15 protein-coding genes are annotated in these 19,909 nt (G+C 55.4%); 11 read left to right on the top strand and 4 right to left on the bottom strand.

Features of this window, described 5'->3' with window-relative positions; genetic code table 11:
- Positions 1–372: 372 nt before the first annotated feature.
- On the bottom strand, positions 373–2,070 hold the full coding sequence (locus H3V53_RS29305; RefSeq protein ID WP_336600895.1) for a methyl-accepting chemotaxis protein: 1,698 nt from the start codon (positions 2,068–2,070) through the stop codon (positions 373–375).
- A 504-nt stretch (positions 2,071–2,574) separates the two neighbouring features.
- Between H3V53_RS29305 and H3V53_RS29300 the strand changes: the two genes are divergently transcribed.
- The 5 genes from H3V53_RS29300 (at position 2,575) to H3V53_RS29280 (ending at position 6,288) form a co-directional block, all read left to right on the top strand.
- Positions 2,575–3,216, top strand: a complete 642-nt coding sequence (locus H3V53_RS29300; RefSeq protein WP_336600894.1) for a DUF1109 domain-containing protein — start codon at positions 2,575–2,577, stop codon at positions 3,214–3,216.
- Between the two features lie 520 nt (positions 3,217–3,736).
- Positions 3,737–4,048 carry a BufA1 family periplasmic bufferin-type metallophore gene (locus H3V53_RS29295; RefSeq protein ID WP_336600893.1) on the top strand — a complete coding sequence of 104 codons (312 nt, stop codon included), beginning with the start codon at positions 3,737–3,739 and terminating at the stop codon, positions 4,046–4,048.
- 33 nt (positions 4,049–4,081) lie between these two features.
- The gene (gene bufB / locus H3V53_RS29290) at positions 4,082–5,005 is read left to right on the top strand and encodes an MNIO family bufferin maturase (protein ID WP_336600892.1); all 924 of its coding nucleotides are present in this window, start codon (positions 4,082–4,084) and stop codon (positions 5,003–5,005) included.
- Positions 4,995–5,780 carry a DNA-binding domain-containing protein gene (locus H3V53_RS29285; protein ID WP_336600891.1) on the top strand — a complete coding sequence of 262 codons (786 nt, stop codon included), beginning with the start codon at positions 4,995–4,997 and terminating at the stop codon, positions 5,778–5,780. The genes bufB and H3V53_RS29285 overlap by 11 nt, the downstream gene beginning before the upstream one ends.
- Positions 5,781–5,790: 10 nt before the next feature.
- Positions 5,791–6,288: a DoxX family protein gene (locus tag H3V53_RS29280; RefSeq protein WP_336600890.1), complete on the top strand. Its 498-nt coding sequence runs from the start codon at positions 5,791–5,793 to the stop codon at positions 6,286–6,288.
- 324 nt (positions 6,289–6,612) lie between these two features.
- Here H3V53_RS29280 and H3V53_RS29275 read toward each other — a convergent pair whose 3' ends face one another.
- The gene (locus H3V53_RS29275; protein ID WP_336600889.1) at positions 6,613–7,773 is read right to left on the bottom strand and encodes a thiolase family protein; all 1,161 of its coding nucleotides are present in this window, start codon (positions 7,771–7,773) and stop codon (positions 6,613–6,615) included.
- Positions 7,774–8,085: 312 nt separating this feature from the next.
- Entirely contained in the window at positions 8,086–9,255 is a 1,170-nt protein-coding gene (locus tag H3V53_RS29270; protein WP_336600888.1) for a porin, read from the bottom strand.
- A gap of 1,230 nt (positions 9,256–10,485) precedes the next feature.
- Between H3V53_RS29270 and H3V53_RS29265 the strand changes: the two genes are divergently transcribed.
- The 3 genes from H3V53_RS29265 (at position 10,486) to H3V53_RS29255 (ending at position 15,485) form a co-directional block, all read left to right on the top strand.
- On the top strand, positions 10,486–11,808 hold the full coding sequence (locus H3V53_RS29265; protein WP_336600887.1) for an LLM class flavin-dependent oxidoreductase: 1,323 nt from the start codon (positions 10,486–10,488) through the stop codon (positions 11,806–11,808).
- A 95-nt stretch (positions 11,809–11,903) separates the two neighbouring features.
- Entirely contained in the window at positions 11,904–13,550 is a 1,647-nt protein-coding gene (locus tag H3V53_RS29260) for an ABC transporter substrate-binding protein (protein WP_336600906.1), read from the top strand.
- Between the two features lie 87 nt (positions 13,551–13,637).
- Positions 13,638–15,485, top strand: a complete 1,848-nt coding sequence (locus H3V53_RS29255; RefSeq protein WP_336600886.1) for an FAD-dependent oxidoreductase — start codon at positions 13,638–13,640, stop codon at positions 15,483–15,485.
- Positions 15,486–15,577: 92 nt separating this feature from the next.
- On the opposite strand, the gene H3V53_RS29250 is transcribed toward H3V53_RS29255, so the two are convergent.
- Positions 15,578–16,489, bottom strand: coding sequence for a LysR family transcriptional regulator (locus tag H3V53_RS29250; protein WP_336600885.1), 912 nt, complete (start codon positions 16,487–16,489; stop codon positions 15,578–15,580).
- A 154-nt stretch (positions 16,490–16,643) separates the two neighbouring features.
- Here H3V53_RS29250 and H3V53_RS29245 point away from each other — a divergent pair, with 154 nt between their 5' ends.
- Genes H3V53_RS29245 through H3V53_RS29235 form a run of 3 tightly spaced genes read left to right on the top strand, consistent with a single transcriptional unit; the run spans position 16,644 to position 19,904 of the window.
- The gene (locus H3V53_RS29245; protein WP_336600884.1) at positions 16,644–16,985 is read left to right on the top strand and encodes a DUF485 domain-containing protein; all 342 of its coding nucleotides are present in this window, start codon (positions 16,644–16,646) and stop codon (positions 16,983–16,985) included.
- Positions 16,975–18,834: a solute symporter family protein gene (locus H3V53_RS29240; RefSeq protein WP_336600883.1), complete on the top strand. Its 1,860-nt coding sequence runs from the start codon at positions 16,975–16,977 to the stop codon at positions 18,832–18,834. The genes H3V53_RS29245 and H3V53_RS29240 overlap by 11 nt, the downstream gene beginning before the upstream one ends.
- A gap of 35 nt (positions 18,835–18,869) precedes the next feature.
- On the top strand, positions 18,870–19,904 hold the full coding sequence (locus tag H3V53_RS29235) for a carbon-nitrogen hydrolase family protein (RefSeq protein ID WP_336600882.1): 1,035 nt from the start codon (positions 18,870–18,872) through the stop codon (positions 19,902–19,904).
- The last annotated feature ends 5 nt before the right edge of the window (positions 19,905–19,909 follow it).

Below are 19,909 nucleotides of genomic sequence, written 5' to 3'. Positions count from 1 at the left end.
CATAGACACTATCCGATACTTTGGTCTGATTGCGCGTCGACGAAACACGTGGCGTAATTGAGTCGCTTCGTCGTTGAAGCCTCTTGGCGAGAGGATGTCTCCCATCGCGTTGGCTCTCGCATGCAAGGCACGGGATGTTCCCGTGCCTTTTTTTCGTCCAGACTGGACAGATTGCGGGATTTCACTTGTCTGGCCTGCATCTAAGCCGCTAGTTCGAGGTGCCCAAATTTGCTCGTGTAGTTTGTCTTCGCAGGGTAAACCGTCGCCCCTGCTTGCGGAACGCGTCAGTTTTCGCAGGAGGGATCGAGACTGGATCAACCTAGGCGCTGCGGCGCGGTGGTGTGGAGCGCCTACAGCGTGCGATTGTGTGAATCAAGCCACGGTGCCGGCTGAGGTTTTGAAGACGCTGACGGTATCAAGCAGCCTCGCAGCCTGGGCAATGAGCACCTCGGTCGCGGTACCAGACTGTTCGACCAAGGCCACGTTCTGCTGCGTGGTGCCTTCAAGATGCTCGATCATGCTACGTACCTCGCCAATCTGATGAGTTTGCAGTCGGCAAGCGTCGTTGATTTCGCTCATTATCGAAGTGACGTTCCGTGAAGCAACAATCACCTCTTCGATGGTCTGTCCGGCAATCTCGACCATTCGGCCCCCATCGCTTACGCGGGCGTTGCTTTCCTTGACCAGCGATTTGATCTCTTTGGCAGCCTCAGCGCTTTTCTGAGCCAGTATCCGGACTTCGCCCGCGACGACGGCAAATCCTTTTCCGTGGCCACCCGCCTTGGCGGCTTCGACCGCTGCGTTCAGGGCGAGGATGTTTGTCTGAAAGGCGATGGAATCAATCGCAGAAACGATTTCGCCGATGCGTCGGGACGATGCGTCGATGCCACGCATGGTTTCGACGACACGTCCGACTGCGTCTCCTCCGTTGCCCGCAGTCAGGGAAGCTTTGTTCGCGAGCTCGTCGGCCTGCCCGGAGTTCGCGGCGTTGGCAGAAACGCTAGAGTCAAATTCGCTCAATGCATTGGTCGCCTGCTCAAGCGCTGCGGCTTGTCTGTTTGTTCGCGCACCAAGATCGGTTGTTCCGTCAGCGATTTCCCGGCTTGCTTGCACAACACCGTTCGCTGCAACGCGTACCTGATTCACGATACTTGTGAGGCTATCGCGCATTGCTGCAACGGTTGCCATGACGCTCTTATCATCATCCGAGCGGGCTGGAGAACGTCGGGAGAGGTCACCATCCCGAATCGCTTCGGCGAAATCGATCATCGCGCGTGGATCGGCGCCGAGCGTTCGCCAAATCTTGCGAGTTACGTACCAGGCAACGCCCAGGCTTAGTATGCTCGCCGCCGCCGTGAAGCAAGCCATCAGTATTCTGAATTTAATACTGATTTGCCGCGCCTCGATTCCCTCCGTGTCGCTGAGTGATTCTTCATAGTCAATCATTGTATTGACGGCTGCCAGCCACGCGACGAATGCGGGCCGCGCGCTGTCCAGCAGGACTTTGCGAGCCTCGTCTGCACGGTCGCTTGACTGGAGGTCGATGACGCGGTCGATCAACGGGAGGGCGCGAGTCTTAGCTGCCTTGATACCTGAATAGATGGATTTTTCATCGTCGTTGACATTCGAGCCCTCCAGGAAGATCTTTTCAAGAGGCTCTGCAGACTGGTCATAGTCGCGCTGCAGCTTCCTGATGTTCTGGACAACGGCGGGCAATTCACCTTTCCCAACCAGTGTCACGTCGCGTAGGGCAATCGAGCGATCGTGAACACTTCCACGGAAGTTGATTGCATACCGCTCCTTGACTCCATTCAGGTCGATGATGTCGTCGAGCCTTTCGCGGATGGTCTGGACTTGTACGATGGATATCACGGCCAATGTTAAGAGGGCGACGATCACGACACCAAAGCCGGTTATGACGGTCGCGCGCACGCTTTGAGCTGGAAACCTCATGTTCACCCCGCTGACAAAATTGTTTTCGCCACGCTTCTTGCAACGACCTTTTTGTTGTAGAGATAGGACCGTTGTCATTTGCGTGATGGATGTCTGAACATCCCCGGCCGATGCCACGGGTGTCCTGGCCAACGAAACTAGTTCGTGCACGGGGTTCGGCCGGTTACATCCAGCAAAAAAATACAGCCAAAGACAGGGGAAACAAGTCCTGCACGGCTTTGCTGCTCCAGTTACGCTGTGCTGACGGTAACGAGGTTGTAATATCGATGTGTCGCAGCGTGGTGCTTGCGTGAACATCATTCTGCCGTCGATGAATGTCGAGGGCGCGGAGCTGGCGCGTTGGCTTGAAGGGCTTCCTGAGTCTGGACGAAAAGTTCGTGATGGGGTCCCAGACGGCGTTTCAGCGTGCGACATCCGACATAACTGATCGGCCGGTCGAATCTGTTGCATCGGCATGTAACCTTCGGGGCGAATGCAACGAACTAGGCTAAGTGGGCATCCGGCTCGGTTTAGCTTCAACCGAGCGGTAACAGTAGCTTGTGCAAACCGGAAAGATGGCATCTTGGTCGCACTCGTGGTCAAAGAAAATTCCTGCTGCAGGACAAGGTGCACGAGCCTGGAATGAAGACCGACACGCTAATTTCATTACTCGCCTCAGACGTCGATCCTGTCGATCGGTGCGTCGCTGGTCGACGTTTCGCGAGAGCGCTGGTCTTCGCAGTCGCGGGGTCATTCTGTCTAGTGACACTTTGCTGCGGTCTTCGCCCCGACATCAGCGAAATGCTGGTTACACCGCTGTTCTGGGCGAAGATGGCGTTTCCGGCAACGCTCGCGGGATTCGCTCTTATCGCATCAGCGCGCCTGTCATGCCCCGGGATTGCCCTCGGATATTCTGCGATCTTGCTTGCGGCCGCTCTCGCAATCGTACTACTTTGGGGCGCAGTGCTTCTATGGGCCACGCCGTCGGACAATCGCGTTCCTGTTCTTCTGGGACGCACCTGGCGCACGTGCGCACTGAACATTGCGCTCGTCTCCGGTCCTAGTTTTTTTGCTCTTGTGCGGACCGTTCAAAGCCTCGCTCCAACGCGCCTTAGGCTTGCCGGAGCGGCCACCGGATTGCTGTCAGGGGCAACAGGGGCCGTTGTCTATTGCCTGCACTGCCCCGAAATGAGTCCAGCCTTCTGGGCGCTCTGGTACGTCGTCGGCATGGGTCTTTCGGCTGCACTTGGCGCGCTTCTCGGTCCCCGCTTACTGCACTGGTAGGCAAAACACCATCACGTCATGAAAGTCTCACGTCTCCGAACGCTATATCTGGAATCAAGACCGTCTCCTCGTCCGACGATAGAGTCCTGACCAGCCTGCTTTCACTGGCATGGATTGAAGCGGGGGAATCATATACGGGCGGTCATCTATGGCGTGTCTCGCGTTTCGCGGGTCTGTTGGCGCATCAAGCAGGCCTTTCGGAGAAAGAGACATGAACAGCCGCCATTGGCGGCTTTCTTCACGACCTTGGGAAGTCTTGTTGGTGTCTATCAATATGTATCGGCGTCGATTCGACGGGAGAGCCAGCCGTCGCCGCAATCAACGGCGTGGCACGGTCACCGGGACGTTTGCCTCACCGACGTGTATCGGCTGGCGGTCGCGGTCGGAAGAACATCACAGCTACCGGTGAACGCGGCGAAGAAAATTTGCGAGTCGGTGTAACCCACGACTCTGCATGCGCGAATTAGTTTGTGTACTCGACTCGGGTACCCCAAACTAACCATCCATCCGGAGATGATCCATGTCCGCAAAAACCGTTGTGAATGCAGCCTTGTTGGCTGGCGCCGTTGCAAGCCTTCTGTCATCGGTCGCGAGCGCTGCGCCACTGACGTCGGCTGAAGCGCAAGCTGCGGTCGCTGCTCATAAGGAAAAGTGCTATGGCGTTGCGTTGAAAGGTCAAAACGATTGCGCTGCGGGTCCCGGGACGACCTGCCAGGGCACGTCGTCTGTCGATTTCCAAGGCAATTCCTGGAAGTTTGTGCAAGGCGGTACGTGCACAAACATCACGGTGCCTGGCGGCGGTCATGGTTCGCTGACGCCTCAGAAGTCGTAATCAACGCGACTCGATTCGGGAGAGGAGGACCTGATGACCTTATTCAATAGCACATCGACAAGCGCGGAGGGTCGTCGTCTTCGTTTCCCAACGACGGAAGCTCTGGAGCTGGCCGGTGCCAGCTTCAAACCGGAACATCTCTCATCGATATTGCAAGAGGGGGCGAAGGGCGCTTTTTTTGAGGTCCATGCAGAAAACTACATGGGCGATGGTGGACCGCCGCACCGCATGCTTGAGGCGATTCGCCGTGACTTTCCGCTCTCCATCCATGGAGTTTGCATGTCGATTGGAGGCGCCGATGAATTGGACGCACTTCATCTTGAACGCTTTCGCCAGGTCTTGTTGAGGTATGAGCCGGAATTCGTATCGGAGCATCTGGCCTGGTCTTCGCACGGTGGAAATTTCTTCAATGACCTTTTACCGCTCCCCTATACATCGGTGACGCTTGAACGTGTATGCAGGCATATTGAACAGGTTCAGGAAGCAATCCGTCGACCAATCCTGCTGGAAAATCCCTCTACGTATGTCACTTTCAGATCGTCAACGATGAACGAGACGGAGTTCCTGCATGCGGTGACGGAACGTACAGGGTGTGGGCTGCTGCTGGACGTGAACAACGTGTTTGTTTCAGCAACGAATCACGGTTACTCGCCTGAGAGCTATCTGAATTCGTTCCCGTTTGGACGAGTCGGGGAGGTTCATCTGGGCGGGCATACGCGTCAACTGGATAGTGAAGGTGCGCCATTGCTAATCGATAGCCATAACGGCCTTGTCTCGGACGAAGTGTGGGCGCTGTACGAGAGCATCCTGGAGCGGATCGGGCCAGTTGCCACTTTGGTAGAGTGGGATAGCGATCTGCCCGCCTGGTCGGTGCTCTGGTCTGAGGTGCTTGCCACTCAGACTCGACTTGAATACGTAGCAGCGCGAGAACTCGAGGAGGTTCGCTATGCTTCTTGACGGTTGCCGACCGCTGTCTCCCTGCAGTGCCGAGCGTACGTTCGCGCAAGGGTTGCTTGATCCACTGGCTTTCTTGCCGCCTGACGTGTGTGCGGGGGCGGGTAGTTCGAGTATGTCGCGATATAACGTGTACCGTAATAACGTCACTGTGAGTCTCATCGAAGCATTAGCCTCGGTATATCCGGCAATCCAACGCATTACCGGCACCGACTTTTTTCGTGCAATGGCTCGCTTTCATGTGCGAGCCTCACCGCCGACGTCTCCGCTACTCTTCAATTATGGCCAGGATTTTCCGGCATTCATTGAGGCATACGAATTCGCGCGAGAGTTGCCTTGGCTCGCCGACGTTGCCCGAATTGAGCGCGCCTGGCTCGACGCGTATCATGCGGCAGACTTCCCGACCATATCTGCGGACATGCTCGCGGCCCTTGAACCAGAGCGGCTCGGTGAGTTGTGTTTCGAACCACATCCGGCGACGAGGATTATCCGATCTCGCTTCCCCGCAGTATCCATATTTGCCATGAACAGGCGGGAAGAGCCTGTGCCACATTTTTCGTCTGGGGACAGCGAAGACGCACTTGTAACTCGGCCTGGTCATGAGGTTCTTGTGTCTCACCTGCCGGCAGGCGGCGCGACGTTCCTCGCCCACCTGATAGAAGGTGAGACGCTGTGTCAAGCAATTGATGCAGCATTTTCAGAGTTTACTTCTTTTGATTTGCAAGCCAACCTGGCCGGGATGCTTTCAGCAGGTGTGTTCACAGCTATTAACCGTTGAGTCTACTGAAATGTCAAACAGAATAGAAACATCGCCTGATGTGTCTTCTCCGGTTGTTATTATTGGCCGGCTGAGTCGCATCGTACAGTCGCTCGCGCAACCATGGTTGACGCAACTTGTTCTGAGGATCGCACTTTCGGTGCCATTCTGGAAATCCGGAATACTCAAATGGCACGGATTCCTTCAGCTAAACGAAACCGCCATTTATCTCTTTACAGGTGAGTTCAAGTTGCACCTTCCGGGTGGACCCTATCCTTTTCCGGCGCCGGCTGTATTCGCGTTCCTGTCGGGCTGTGGTGAGGTTTTCTTTCCTGTTCTGCTGGTTTTGGGTTTTGGAACACGTTTTGCTGCGGTCGGAATTTTACTCATGACATGCATAATCGAGTTGACCGTCCCGGACGGCTGGCCAATTCATCTCACCTGGGCAGCTATGGCCTTGGGTATCGTAGCTTGGGGACCGGGGAAGATCTCCATCGATCAATTGCTTGCGATGGCATTCAAGGACTGAAGGGAAATCATTCAGCAGGCGTCCGGAGTTTTTTGCTTATAGGTTCGCAAGTGGCTGGTGCGTTAATTCACCAATATTGACCGACAAAAGTCCATGCTTGTATCGATGAGGGGCGCCAACGCCTCTATCCAGAATCTACTCGACTCGCCGGTTGTCGATGCATTTCGCATTGTCGTGGCGTGTTCAGCTGCCCTGGTACTCGCAAGCGCTTCATGCGCATGCGTGACGACGAGGCAAGAAAGACAAGCGCATTTCTAGCAGATGCAATGTGCAGCGCCCGGTTGGGCGCTGGCAATGCGACAACGATTGAATGAAGTTCGGGTTCTACCGTACGCTCTCGAGGATGGTCGCGATACCTTGACCACCACCAATACATTGAGTTGCGAGCGCGATTTTTTTATCTTCGCGCGCCATGATCTGAGCCGCCTTTGCAGTGATTCGTGCTCCAGAGGCTCCCAATGGGTGACCCAGCGCGAGTGCCCCGCCGTCCAGATTGGTTTTTGCCGGATCCATCTGGAGCTCGCGCATGCAAGCGATAGCCTGGCTGCTGAACGCTTCATTGATCTCAATGACGTCGATGTCGTCGATCGTGAGACCTGCACGGCTCAGGGCTTTGCGCGTGGCTGGCACGGGTCCCATGCCCATAATCTCTGGCGACACGCCAGCAACGGCCGACGTTCGAATTCGTGCGGTAACAGGAAGATTGTGGGCTTGAGCGAATTTTTCTGAAGTGATGAGCAATGCGACCGCGCCATCTGTCAACGGTGAAGCAGTACCCGCTGTGACAGTTCCGTTTTCCCCGAAAGCAGGTTTGAGGCTCGCAAGTGCTTCCAGGGTTGTCTGGGGGCGAATGCAACCGTCACGATCAATGATCGTTCCATCTTTTAGCAAGACGGATGTCAGTTCATCCGAGAGTTTCCCTGATTCGCGCGCCTTCACGGCTTTCATATGGGATGCGAAGGCGAACCGCTCCTGATCTTCGCGCGTAACGCCAAACCGCTTGGCTACGTTCTCGGCTGTAGCGCCCATCGAGGTATAGGCGCGAATGGCGACTTCTGCTTCCGGATTATCCGCGCTTGCAAAGCGCGGGTTCGGATTGAAGTTGAGCCCGCCTTGAGGAACCATCGACATGCTCTCAACACCTGCGACTATGAACGCTTCGCCAGCTCCGATCGCTATTTGACCGGCTGCCACGTGAATCCCATACATCGAGGAGCCGCAGAACCTGTTGATCGTTGCACCTGCTGTCTCTATCGGAAGTCCGGCGAGAAGGGCCGCGATTCGTGCAATGTTATTTCCTTGTGGGCCTTCGGGATACGCACAGCCCATCAAGACGTCCTCGATAAGCATCGGGTCGATGTCAGTTCTTTTGAGCAATGCTGACATTGCTGTTGCGGCGAGGTCATCGGGGCGAACGTCCCTTAATGCGCCTTTTTTTGCAAAGGTAAATGGTGTGCGAACGTAGCCAGCAATTACTGCATTCATGGTTAGTTTTCCAAGTTTTCAAAGTGAGTTTGTCAAGAAGGCGTGGTCGTGCACAAATCAATTGAAGCATGATAAGTGACCTGGCCTGTGGTTCCGTTATTGAGGTTTTTATTTGGCAAGAAATTCCGATGCGAAGGGCATGCCCACATCTTTCGCATCTCGAATCGCAATCGCGCAACAAGCTAACTAACGGCATGTCGATAAGAAGAAAGCTGTGCTCCGTTCGAAGCACAGCTTTGATCTATGCGTCAACCCGCCGACGTAGCGTCTGCCAGAACGTGTCTCGTTACAAATATGCCTACCGAACCTTGCTTAGAAACGATGGCGCAGGCCGGCCGTGACTGCGGCTTGCTTGTCGGTTGCCGAAGCGTTGAGACCATTGATGACAGCGCTGATGCCAAGCTTGTTTTCGCTAACTTGCTGGTACTCGCCCTGCAGATACACGTCGGTACGCTTTGACAGTGCGTACGACGTTTGCACGCTGCCCTGGTTCCAGTGGAGCGCTTCGCCACTCAGGTTAGCACGTGTGTATGTGTACGCACCGGCGATGCTGATCGCAGGTGTCAGTGCGTAACGTGCGTTCGCTTCGTAGTTCTGGAAGTGAGCACTGCCGCCACCGAACTTGTTTTGCAAGCCCTGGTTGCCAGAAGCACCTTGATTGATGCCAGCAAAATTCGATAGGTTTGTTTGCGAGTACACGAGACCCACCGTCGCCGGGCCGAAAGCGTAGTTCGCGCCCGCGCCCCACGATTGCTGACGGCCCGCGAAGAACGTGTTATCGCCGTTGATAGCGCCGGCCGAGTTAAACGCCGCGTTGGTTCCCGTCACTCCGTTGCTGTTCAGTTGCAGATATGCAGCAGCGACATTCAAGCCCTGGAATTTGTACGAAGCGCCCGCGCTGTATGCCCGGTTGTTTGAGAAGCCGTCAGCCTGGTTCGAAAAGCCATACAACGCGCCGAACTTGAAGCCACTGTAGTTGATACTCTGATACTTGACGGCGTTATTCACCCGGAACGAATTATTGAGGTTATCGTTATCGAATGGGTGTGCGAACTGGGTGCCGCCGTACTGGGTGCCCGACAGTGTCAGCGGAGCGACGTAGTCAACCATGCTGTCATATTGGCGGCCGAGCGTCACGGCACCGAACTGGTCGCTTGCGAGACCAACGAATGCTTGACGTCCAAACAGACGGCTACTTTGCTTCAGAGTGCCATCATTGATACCAAAGCCATTTTCCAACGTGAAAATTGCCTTGAAGCCAGCACCGAGATCTTCGGCGCCACGTAGACCAAAGCGGCTACCGTTAACCTGACCCGTTGTCATCTGAACGTTGCTATGACCTTGCCCTGGCGTTGCCGAACGCTGGTTATTCGTATAAGTGATGCCGGCGTCGATGAGGCCATACAGCGAGACGCTGCTTTGAGCGTGTGCAGCGGTTGCGAAAACGCCTGCAAGTGCCGCAACCAGGAGAGTCTTTTTCATCGTTATAAGTCCGAGAGAACAGATTGAGTGTCAGAAATCCGGGATTGTAAAATGCCACAACGATCACTGCGAGAGGCGATTCGAACGATTCACGAGGATCTCGTCGCGCTCGCTCCCCGGACAAGCAAGTGTAGAGATGCGAGGCAGAAGTCACCCGCTTCTCATATCGAAACTATGTATTGTTAAAATTGCTATAATGAGGCGTATGGGCGAAATCCTCGATGCGAAGGGCATTTGTCACGAAACTTGGGGGCGCTTTTGTCAGCGTTAGTTTCTCTTTGTTGTTTGATTGCAACAGACGCTGTTTAGTGTGCCACTGTGGCCGAGCTAGTCGCAGCCACGTTTCGGTGCGCCTATCACTTTGTGCGGCTGAGAGGTCCAAAGAAGACGTGCCGTGGTGGCATTCACGCTGCGTCATAGAGACACCGACCGCGTGCGTCCCCGCGTTGTTGATATTCGGTCCGGTCGCCCGTCGAATCGTGACTGCAGATAGGACGCAGTTCAAAATGAGTCTATACGAACAGACATATATGTACGAATGAGAAAGATACCGGTCGTGTAGTGCACACCTCGTCGGAAGCGTTAGTACATGATTGTTTCCGGGCGTAACACCTTTCTCAGTTGATCACTATCATTAGAAGGTCGCAGGTTTATAAGCCGAAACAATCTTTTCGGTATCTGAATCATTTGCCATCAGGGGAAATGCGAACCGAGATTTCTATGGAAAAAGAGGGCACGGCAAAATGCCGTGCCCGGCACAGGAAGGGAAGGACAGGAGGAGACTTCCTTCGCGTTGCCAAGATGACCACTGGGCGCATCGGACGGGGTTCCGCGCCCAGACCTACCATGCACTCGTCTAACCCTCGCTCGTGACAGATCAGACGGTTCCATTACGCCACAGTCTGTTGACCAGAACAATTAGACGAAGGTATCGGTTGAGGCTCAATATTTGTGAGATCGTGAGGCTCGTGAGATAACCTTGGTATGTCTTCACACAAAGTCTGGTCCAGATGCATGACGCGAAAATTAAACAGGGTATGCAGTATGACCACTGGTTCTGGCCTGGCAGGATACTGGTTACCTGGCGATGACGGGTTACACGGGCAGTACGGGGCGCATGTAAACTGGCCATTGAATTTTATTCTGCGCGAGGCAGGTTCGTGACAGTGTATAAGCGGAGCCGATCGCAAACTACAACGTATAGATGGAGCAGTTATGGGTCGGGAGCACATGATTCTGGGCGCATTTTTCTTCAACCCACAAGGCGATAACAGAATGTCCTGGCGCCATCCCAGCGCACCCGGGTTTGAAGTTTTCAGCTTTCAGTACTACCGTGATATCGCCAGCCTGGCAGAAGCCGCGTGCCTTGATGCGCTATTCATTGCAGACCACGTGGCCATATGGGACACATACGAAAGCAATGTCGCACATTACGCAAACGCCCGGCTTGAACCGATAACCGTGCTGGCAGCGCTATCGGCGGCAACGCGCCATCTGGGTTTGATCAGCACGCTTTCTGCTTCATACAGCGAGCCATATAACGTTGCCCGCATGTTCGCGTCCCTGGATCATCTGAGTGGCGGTCGTGCGGCCTGGAATGTCGTTACCTCTGGCATGAACGAAGAGGCGATGAATTTCGGACGCGATGCGACGGTGGAGCATGCGCATCGCTACGAACGGGCGGCCGAATATCTGGACGTCGCCAAGGCGTTATGGGACAGCTGGGAAGATGAAGCCCTGAAACTCGATCGTGAGAGCGGGCAGTTTGCAGACGCGACAAAGGTACACCGGATCGCGCATCGTGGAAATCATTTCAATGTACGCGGGCCTCTGAACGTTCCAAGGCCGCCACAAGGTCACCCCGTCATTGTTCAGGCAGGTTCGTCGAATGACGGAAAAAATCTCGCAGCCGCGCACGCGGACCTGCATTTCTCAATGTGCCGCAGTGTCGAGGAAGGTCTCGCTTACCGCGTCGATTTTAACGAGCGTCTCGAGCGCTACGAGCGCGCCCCGCAGAGCCTGAAGATCTTGCCGGGCATACAACCGGTTTTGGCTGCATCTGCCGCTGAAGCGCAGGAGAAGCGTGAAATTCTGGATTCGCTGATACCCGAACGCCTGGGGGTCGACCTTGTATCGAGCTGGTGCGAGATGGATCTCTCCGGGCTACCGATCGACGGACCGTTACCTGACCTGCCAGATGAAGGCAGCTACAACGGGCAACGTACCAATCTCGCACGATTGAAGTCGTTTAAAGCACAGAACATGACAATCCGACAGGTCGCACGTCAACTGTCCATTTCAGGGGCCGCCCCGGTGGTAGCAGGTACGGCAGTCGAAATCGCGGACTTCATGGAAGAGTGGTACCGGGCAGGCGTGTGTGATGGTTTTAACCTTATGTTCCCGGTAATGCCTGAGGATCTGGCAAATTTCACGTATCACGTTGTGCCCGAACTGCAAAGGCGTGGTCTTGCGCAATCGAGCTATAGCGAAGGCACTTTGCGAGACAAGCTCGGCCTGCTGCGACCAGCTAACAGGCTGGTACTTGAGAGGTAAGCGACGCGCTAGATGACGTTGATAAGCCTCAACTTCGTGTGGACCTTACAATCGAGTCATCCTACTTCAGTCCGGCACAATTTATTCTAGAAATTATGAACAATAAAAGGAATTTATTTCGAAATATTCGAGACTACGGGGACGACATCCAAAATCATGTCGTCGACGAGTTTCTTGCCGGGCGCCTGTCCCGTAGAGAGTTACTGCGGACAGGGAGCATACTTGGATTGTGGACGCTGGGCGGAGCAGGGTTGTTCAATGCGCCATCAGCACGGGCTGCGACTTCGTCGGTCGCGACAATCCGGGTAGGGCACCCCATGCCGTCGGGCGCGATTGATCCGCTTACTGCATTTGATGTTGCAAGTCCTGCGCTGCTGAACCAGAGCGGCGAATATCTTGTAAATGCCAACAGCGAGACGGTTTCCCTGCAACCAGCGCTTGCCTCGTCCTGGCGCCCGAATTCCAGCGGCACCATTTGGACCTTCAAACTGCGCAGCGGCGTGAGATTTCAGAATGGCCAGCCGTTGACCGCCGCTGATGTAGTCGCTACGTTCGATCGACTGACCGACCCTGATACCGGTTCCGCAGCTCTCGGAACGTTCAAAGGCGTGTTGTCGAAGGGTGGTACCCAGGCACGTGACGCCGAGACAGTTGAGTTTCATCTGGAGTCGCCAAACGGGTCATTCCCGTGGTACGTCTCCTCCGATACTGTCAATGCTGTGATTTTGCCGTCGAACTTCAAGGGCGCATATGAAGGCTCTTTCATCGGGACCGGGCCGTACAGGATTGAGCATTTCCAGCCGCGAGTCGGAGCTTCTTTCGTTCGGAATGAAAGCTATTGGGGTCAGAAAGCCAGTGTGCCGCGAGTGGAATTCAAATTTTACGGTGAGCAGCAAGGGCAGCTGCTGGCCATGCAGGGGCGGGAAGTCGACGTCCTCACGCGCTTCACCGCGCATGGCGGGCTTGCGCTGCTGAACAATCCTGAGTTCAAGATATTGGGCACACGCTCGAGCACGCACCGTCAAATTCACATGCGCACAGATCAAGGTGTATTCAAGGATAAGCGCGTCCGGCAGGCGATAGCCCTCAGCCTCGATCGCGATGCGATGGTGCGTGGGCTACTCGGAGGTCGTGGTGTCGTGGCCAACGACAACCCCTTCGCTCCGGTATTCCCGACATTCGATCCGTCAATCCCGCAAAAGCCGAAGGACGTCAATGGCGCGAAGGCCCTGCTGGCTGCGGCTGGGTTTTCGTATGGTTTCTCTACGACGCTTACGACGGAGTCGTTCCTTGAAATGCCCGATCTCGCAGTGGTCGTCCAGAACGCAGCAAAGTCAATTGGCGCGAACATCGCGCTGCGCGTCGAGTCGCAAGAAGCCTACTATGGAAAAGGCGTGACCGGGAAGTCGGACTGGCTTGATTCTCCGATGGGGATGACCGATTACGGTCACCGGGGTGTACCGGATTCGTTTCTAAGGAGCCCGCTGATGACCGGTGGCGCGTGGAACGCAGCTCACTTCGCGAATCCGCAGTACGATGAGTTGGTCAAAAGCTACATGTCTACGCTGGAAGTCCAGCAACAAAAGCGCATTGCCGGCCGGATCGAGCGCCTTCTGGCGGATGAGACGCCGGTCATCATTCCGTATTTTGCTGACTCACTCGTCGTGACACGGGCAAATTTAGATGGCGTCCGGTTTTCCGCAATGGCGCAACTGTATCTTGATCAAGCGAAGTTTGCTTAGTACTTTTGATGACCGCGAACATGCGTACAGCAGTGAGATTGCCATTTACCTTGTGTTCGTTGTTTCCGAGTTCTCAGAGAGATTTTCATGGCAAATCAAGATCTTGACGACCGGACGGTAACATCTCTGGTTTCGGGGCCTGCCCTAGATGACCTGGAGCCCCTCGGGAGGCGTTATCTCGGAGATGCGTCCAACCTTATTTCGCAGCACAGTGCTGCCGAAATAGACGCAATCGCAGCCGACGCAGCTTTCTCACCGCTGTCAAGTCGGCTTCATCAAATGTTTCCGTCGCTGTCTGATCGCGAGGTAGAACGTGCGCGCGCGTACGGATCGGTCCTTAAATGGAAAGCGGGCGAGACGCTATTTGAAATGGGATATCCCAGTCCGGGACTGGTAATCATTCTGAGCGGACTGGTACGCGTCTCGCGGCGGGATGCACTAGGCAGGGTGCACCGTGTCGTTGAACAACACGCGGGGCATTTCCTCGGTGAGATCGCACAGCTATTCGGACATCCCTGTCTGGGTGACGGTGAGGCGATCCAGGATACCGAGGGTATCGTGATCGCCTCCGCGAGCCTGCGCAGCCTGCTTGTGATGGAAGCCGAGATTGGAGAAAAGATCATGCGAGCGTTGATTATTCGACGCGTTGCGCTGATCGAGAACGGAAGTGGACCTGTGCTGGTCGGTGATACGGCTGATCCACGCATGATTTCGCTGCAGCGTCTTCTTCAAAGAAATGCCTACCCTCATTCGGTCATTGATGCTCGCGACGACCCAGAAGCGCTGCAGCTTCTGGAGCGGATCGCAGCATCGAAATCGGATTTTCCTATCGTGGTCTGCCCAGATGGCACGGTTTTACGGGCGCCAGACGAGAACCATCTGGCGACACTGTTGGGGTGGCTGCCCGTTTTTGAGACTGGGCATGTTTACGATGTTGCGATTGTTGGAGCAGGGCCGGCTGGACTGGCTGCAGCGGTTTATGCTGCCTCCGAAGGCCTATCGGTAGCCATGTTTGACAGTCGCGGCCCAGGCGGACAGGCCAGTGCAAGCGCACGTATTGAAAACTATCTCGGATTTCCGACTGGAATATCTGGCCCGGCGCTTACGGGTAGAGCATTTGTGCAGGCTCAAAAATTCGGCGTACACATCAGTATCCCATCCCAGGCGAAAGCATTACATTGTGAGCGTACGCCTATTGAAATTGAGCTCGAAGACGGCCGCTCAATCGCAGCACACACGGTTGTGATAGCTTCGGGAGCAACCTACAGGAAGCCAGACATTGATGGGCTTGAACGCTTCATTGGACGTGGAGTCTTCTTCGGTACGTCACCGATCGAGGCAAAACTGTGCCGGGGGCTCGATATTGTGGTGGTTGGTGGTGGTAACTCAGCGGGTCAAGGTGTGGTGTTTCTGGCGTCGCATGCACGTCATGTTCATCTGCTCGTTCGAGCACGAGGCCTGGAGGTAAGCATGTCCCGATATCTGACAGACAGGATAGGGCGGCTACCTAATGTTACCCTGCATGTGGAGACTGAAATCACGTCACTGTCTGGCGATGAGGTGGGCCTGACGCAGGTGGAAGGTAAAACAGCCAGCGGTCGTGTTTCGTTCCCGGTCAAACATCTGTTTCTTTTCACGGGCGCGATTCCGAACGCCGAATGGCTAGAGGGTTGCAATGTAACGACGGATGAAAAAGGTTTTGTATTGACAGGTTCCCGCGCTCATCGGCGGCCCGACGACGGTGATCAGACGCTGGAGACCAGTGTCCCGGGTGTCTTCGCAATCGGGGATGTGAGGTCAGGCTCGACGAAGCGTGTCGCGGCAGGCGTTGGAGAGGGCGCGGCCGTCGTGTCGCAGATTCACGGCGTGCTCGCCGAGCGACAGCAACTGGCAGTGGTTAACCCGGTTCTTCCACGGGGTCTGGGGTCTGGTTAGGGGGCCCGGGCTTGCGAAATCTCGCTCAACCTATTGTATGATGTCTCAAGTGCAGGAGGAGCTCCGGGAAGCGCGCGAGTCAGTCGTGCGGCTCATCTTTCGGTTCGAGCCATGACTGGGTAATCGCGCGAGAGTGTATCTGTCAAGAACGAGGCAACCGCACGGATGCGGGGGACTCGTCGTATGTACTGATGCGAACTCATCCAGATAGACCTACTGACATCGATTTGTCCTGGAAGCACCTGCACCAGTCCGAAACGCTCTGCCCGCGCAAAGGTCGGGAGCATGACGATGCCACCACCGGCTGATGCCGAAAACATTTGTGCCAGCATGCTGGAGGAATGAAAAACGACCGGTGGATCGGAAATCGCATCTTCAAGCCAGCGGACGGAGTCGAGTTGAATGAGGCCATCAATGTAGCCGACGAAACTGTGGTTACGTAGTTCCGCAACAGATGCTGGCGTTCCGTGCGCGTCGAGATAACCGGAGCTCGCGTACAGATGTAGCTGAAATTCGCCGATCTTGTCGATTTGGAGGCTTGTATCTGCTGGCTGAAAGAACCCCAGAAAAAGATCTGCTTCCCGGTGTGAAATCCGAACGCTGGTCGACGACGTGACCAGCTCAATTGTGATCCCCGGCTGGCGGCGTCGCAGTTCAACAAACTGTTCGCTCAAGTAAAGCGATGCGATGCCCTCCATGGTCGCAACCCGGACATGACCTGACAGTCCCGGGCTGTTGCCGTCGAGGGCATCTCCGAGTGTCATGATATTTGCCTCTGCGGCTTCGACGTATTCCAGCATGGCACGACCGTGCTCATTGAGCCGGTATCCCTGCCGATCACGTTCGAAGATCGGCGTCTCAAGGGCAAATTCCAGCGCCGAGATCCGCCGGCCTACCGTTGCGTGGTCCATCCCCAGGTCACGCCCCGCCTTGGAAAGATTTCCCGCCCTCGCCACTGCCAGAAATACCCGTAAATCGTTCCAATCCATACGATTCAGGTTCATCGGTACCTTCCGTAGAAACAGGTGATCATTGTCGCTGTGCAAATTTGCACACGCCAGAGATTCTTTTCCAGTTTCGGAAGGAAACCTGGCATTCGTAGACTTGTCGTTACTCGGCCGGGAGTTACCCGGCCGGCAACCTGGATCGGAGGTAACGATGGCAGACGCGGATATAGATTGGGATGCAGTGCTTGCGAGCGAGCGCTTCAGGCATCTGGTGCGACGACGCCGAAACACCATTATCGGTTTGGGATTGCTTGCGGCGATTTACTACTTCTCGATCTCCGCATTAATCGCCTGGTTTCCCGCATTCTTTACGATCCGCCTCGCATCGGGGATCAATCTTGGCACTGTTTTCGCAATCTCTCAGTATCCATTCGGCGGATTGATTGCCTACGTGTTTCTGCGTCAGACTGCCCGGATTGATCAGGTTTCGACAGGTATCAAGGAGCAAGCCGCACCTGCCGCTGGGATGGGAGGCAAGAGCCATGCATATTAAGCGTGTCGCGGTGGCCATTACCAGTTTTCCTTCATTGGTCGGGCCAGCACTTGCAGCCGAACCCGGTGCTCCCACCACAATCACGCATCATCTGATGACATTTGTGGTTTTTGGGCTTGTTATTGTCTCTACGCTTCTCATCACGTGGTTTGCCTCACGCTCGAACCGTACAGCGGGTGATTTTTATACGGCTGGAGGTGGGATCAGTCCTGCGAGGAATGGACTGGCCATCGCAGGTGATTATTTGTCTGCCGCTGCGTTTCTCGGCGCATCGGGACTCATCTCGCTATACGGTTTTGATGGGATGATTTACCTCGTTGGATTCTTCGCCGCTTTCATTCCTGTCTTGCTGTTTATCGCTGAGCCGTGTCGCAATCTCGGTAAATATACGATCGGAGACGTACTCGCGATGCGCAACCGCTTTCGGTCAACGAAGGCTGTGTCAGCGGTATCGAGCGTCGTCGTAGCTCTCGCCTATATGATTCCCCAGATTGTCGGCGGTGCGGTTATTGTCCAGGCACTTGTTGGAATCGATTACAACGTGTCGGTAGTTGGAGTTGGCGTGCTGATGCTCATTTATGTTGCTTTCGGCGGCATGAAGGCGACCACGTGGGTGCAGGTGATCAAGGCGATTCTGCTCATCGGCGCGTCATTCATCCTCGTGATCCTCGCGTGGCTACCTTTCGGCTTTCGAGTGCCGGCGTTCATGGATGCAATCGTGCACAGTCAGTTTGTGCAAGCACACGTGAGTACGCTGGCAGCGGCGCACGGCCTTCAGGGCGACGAGTTGGGCTGGCGTTTCCTCGAACCAGGGCTTTTTCTGAACAAACCCCTCGAGCTTTTTTCGCTCGGGCTGGCGCTTGTTTTGGGAACGGCAGCCATGCCGCACATCCTTATGCGCTTCTTCACAGTCAGGGACGCGAAGGCGGCTCGACATTCGGTCATGTGGGCCATGCTCGGAATTGGTGCTTGTCACCTCGCGATCGTGGTGATCGGCTTTGCTGCAGCCTACTACGTTGGGGCGTCACTAATCTCGTCGATGGACAAAGGTGGCAATCTTGCCGCACCCTTGCTGGCGCAGGCTTTGACTGGTGGGCCGGGCAGTATCGGAGGCGACCTCATGCTCGCATTCATTGCTGCTGTCGCTTTCGCTACCATCGTGGCAGTGGTGGCAGGCCTGACGTTAGCGGCGGCATCCTCGATCGCACATGATGTGTACGTAGGTGCAGTCAAAAACGGTATAGCGACTGATCGCCAGCAGGTTATCGCTGCCCGGATCGCAACACTAGCTGTTGGCGTGGTTGCCATTGGCGTTAGCATCCTCGAACGCGGCCAGAACGTTGCACAACTCGTCGGCCTTGGCTACGCCGTCGCTGCGTCTGCGAACCTTCCTGCGCTCGTTCTTACGCTCTATTGGCGTCGCACAACGACTCAGGGCATACTCGTGGGTATCATTGGCGGAACGATCACTGCGATAGTGCTCGTACTCGTGTCGCCCAATATGTCGTATCCCCAGGCCATGAGGACAGAGGCGCTGACTTCCGCGCTGCGGTTAGACGCACAACTGCAAAAAACAACGGATCCGAGTGCGCGCTATAAGCTTGAGCAAAGACGAGACAGCGCGCTTGCAACCGCAGCCAAAATCCCTGAAAACGCGACCAGTCTCGTTGGACTCAAGGAGTCGCTGGTTACTCTGCGTAACCCGGGTGTCATATCCATACCTATTGGCTTTCTGTTGGTCATTATTGTTTCCCTTCTTACCAACGATTCCGTTGCTCGCGGCCGGTGGGCAGAACTCGTGGTCAGGCGGGAAACAGGTCTCGGCGCTGTAACGGCGGTTGATCATTGACGCGGCTAGCGTCTTCTGACAAGCGAGTGCACATTATGTCTTATCTTCCCGTTGTAAAAGTCGCAGCCGTTCATGCGGCGCCCGTATTTCTCAACAAGCAGGCAACAGTCGCTAAAGCTGTGTCTCTTATTCGTGAGGCAAGCCGGCACGGAGCGCAGCTCATCGCATTTCCCGAGTCTTATATACCAGCCTTTCCGGTGTGGGCTTCGTTGTGGGCACCCATCGACAATCACGATCTTTTTGAGCGATTTGCCGGTGAGAGTTTGTACGCGGATGGAGCAGAGATTGAGGAAATCGCGGCCGAGGCGGCGCGCTGTGGCGTTTTCGTATCGATGGGATTTAGCGAGCGTACGCATGCAAGTGTTGGGTGCTTGTGGAACTCGAATATCCTGATTGACGACAGTGGCAAAATCGCCAACCATCATCGTAAGCTCGTGCCGACCTTCTATGAGAAGCTCGTGTGGGCAGCTGGAGACGGCGCAGGATTGCAGGTTGCGGACACGCGCATTGGACGCATCGGCGGTCTCATCTGCGGCGAAAACACTAATCCGCTTGCTCGATACTCTCTTATCGCTCAAGGCGAGCAAATCCATATTTCAAGCTGGCCCGCCTTGTGGCCGACCCGTCGACCGGTCACAGGCGGGAACTTCGATAATCTTGCGGCAAACCGGTTGCGCGCCGGCGCACATTCGTTTGAAGCAAAAGCATTCGGAATTATCTGCGCCGGCTTCATGGACGCCGAGATGCGCGATTTTCTGGTTGCAAGAGATCCAGCCGCTGCGGCTGTGCTTGATGGCTCGCCTCGCGCAGCGACGATGTTCGTCGATCCAACAGGCGCCCAGATCGGTGACATGATCAGGGACGAGGAGGGAATTGCATACGCTGAGTTCGATCTGAACCGCTGCGTCGAGCCCAAGCAATTTCATGACGTAGTCGGATACTACAACCGCTTTGATGTGTTCTCGCTGGAAGTTAACCGTGAACGTCTTGAACCTGTTTCGTGGCGCGCTTTGAAGAAAACAGACGCTACGCGAGCGGAAGCTGATGCGATGACAGGTGACGAGACCTGACTGCT

The organism is Paraburkholderia bengalensis, assembly GCF_037126505.1.
GTDB lineage: Bacteria > Pseudomonadota > Gammaproteobacteria > Burkholderiales > Burkholderiaceae > Paraburkholderia > Paraburkholderia bengalensis.
This window is presented reverse-complemented; position numbering and strand designations above follow the sequence as displayed.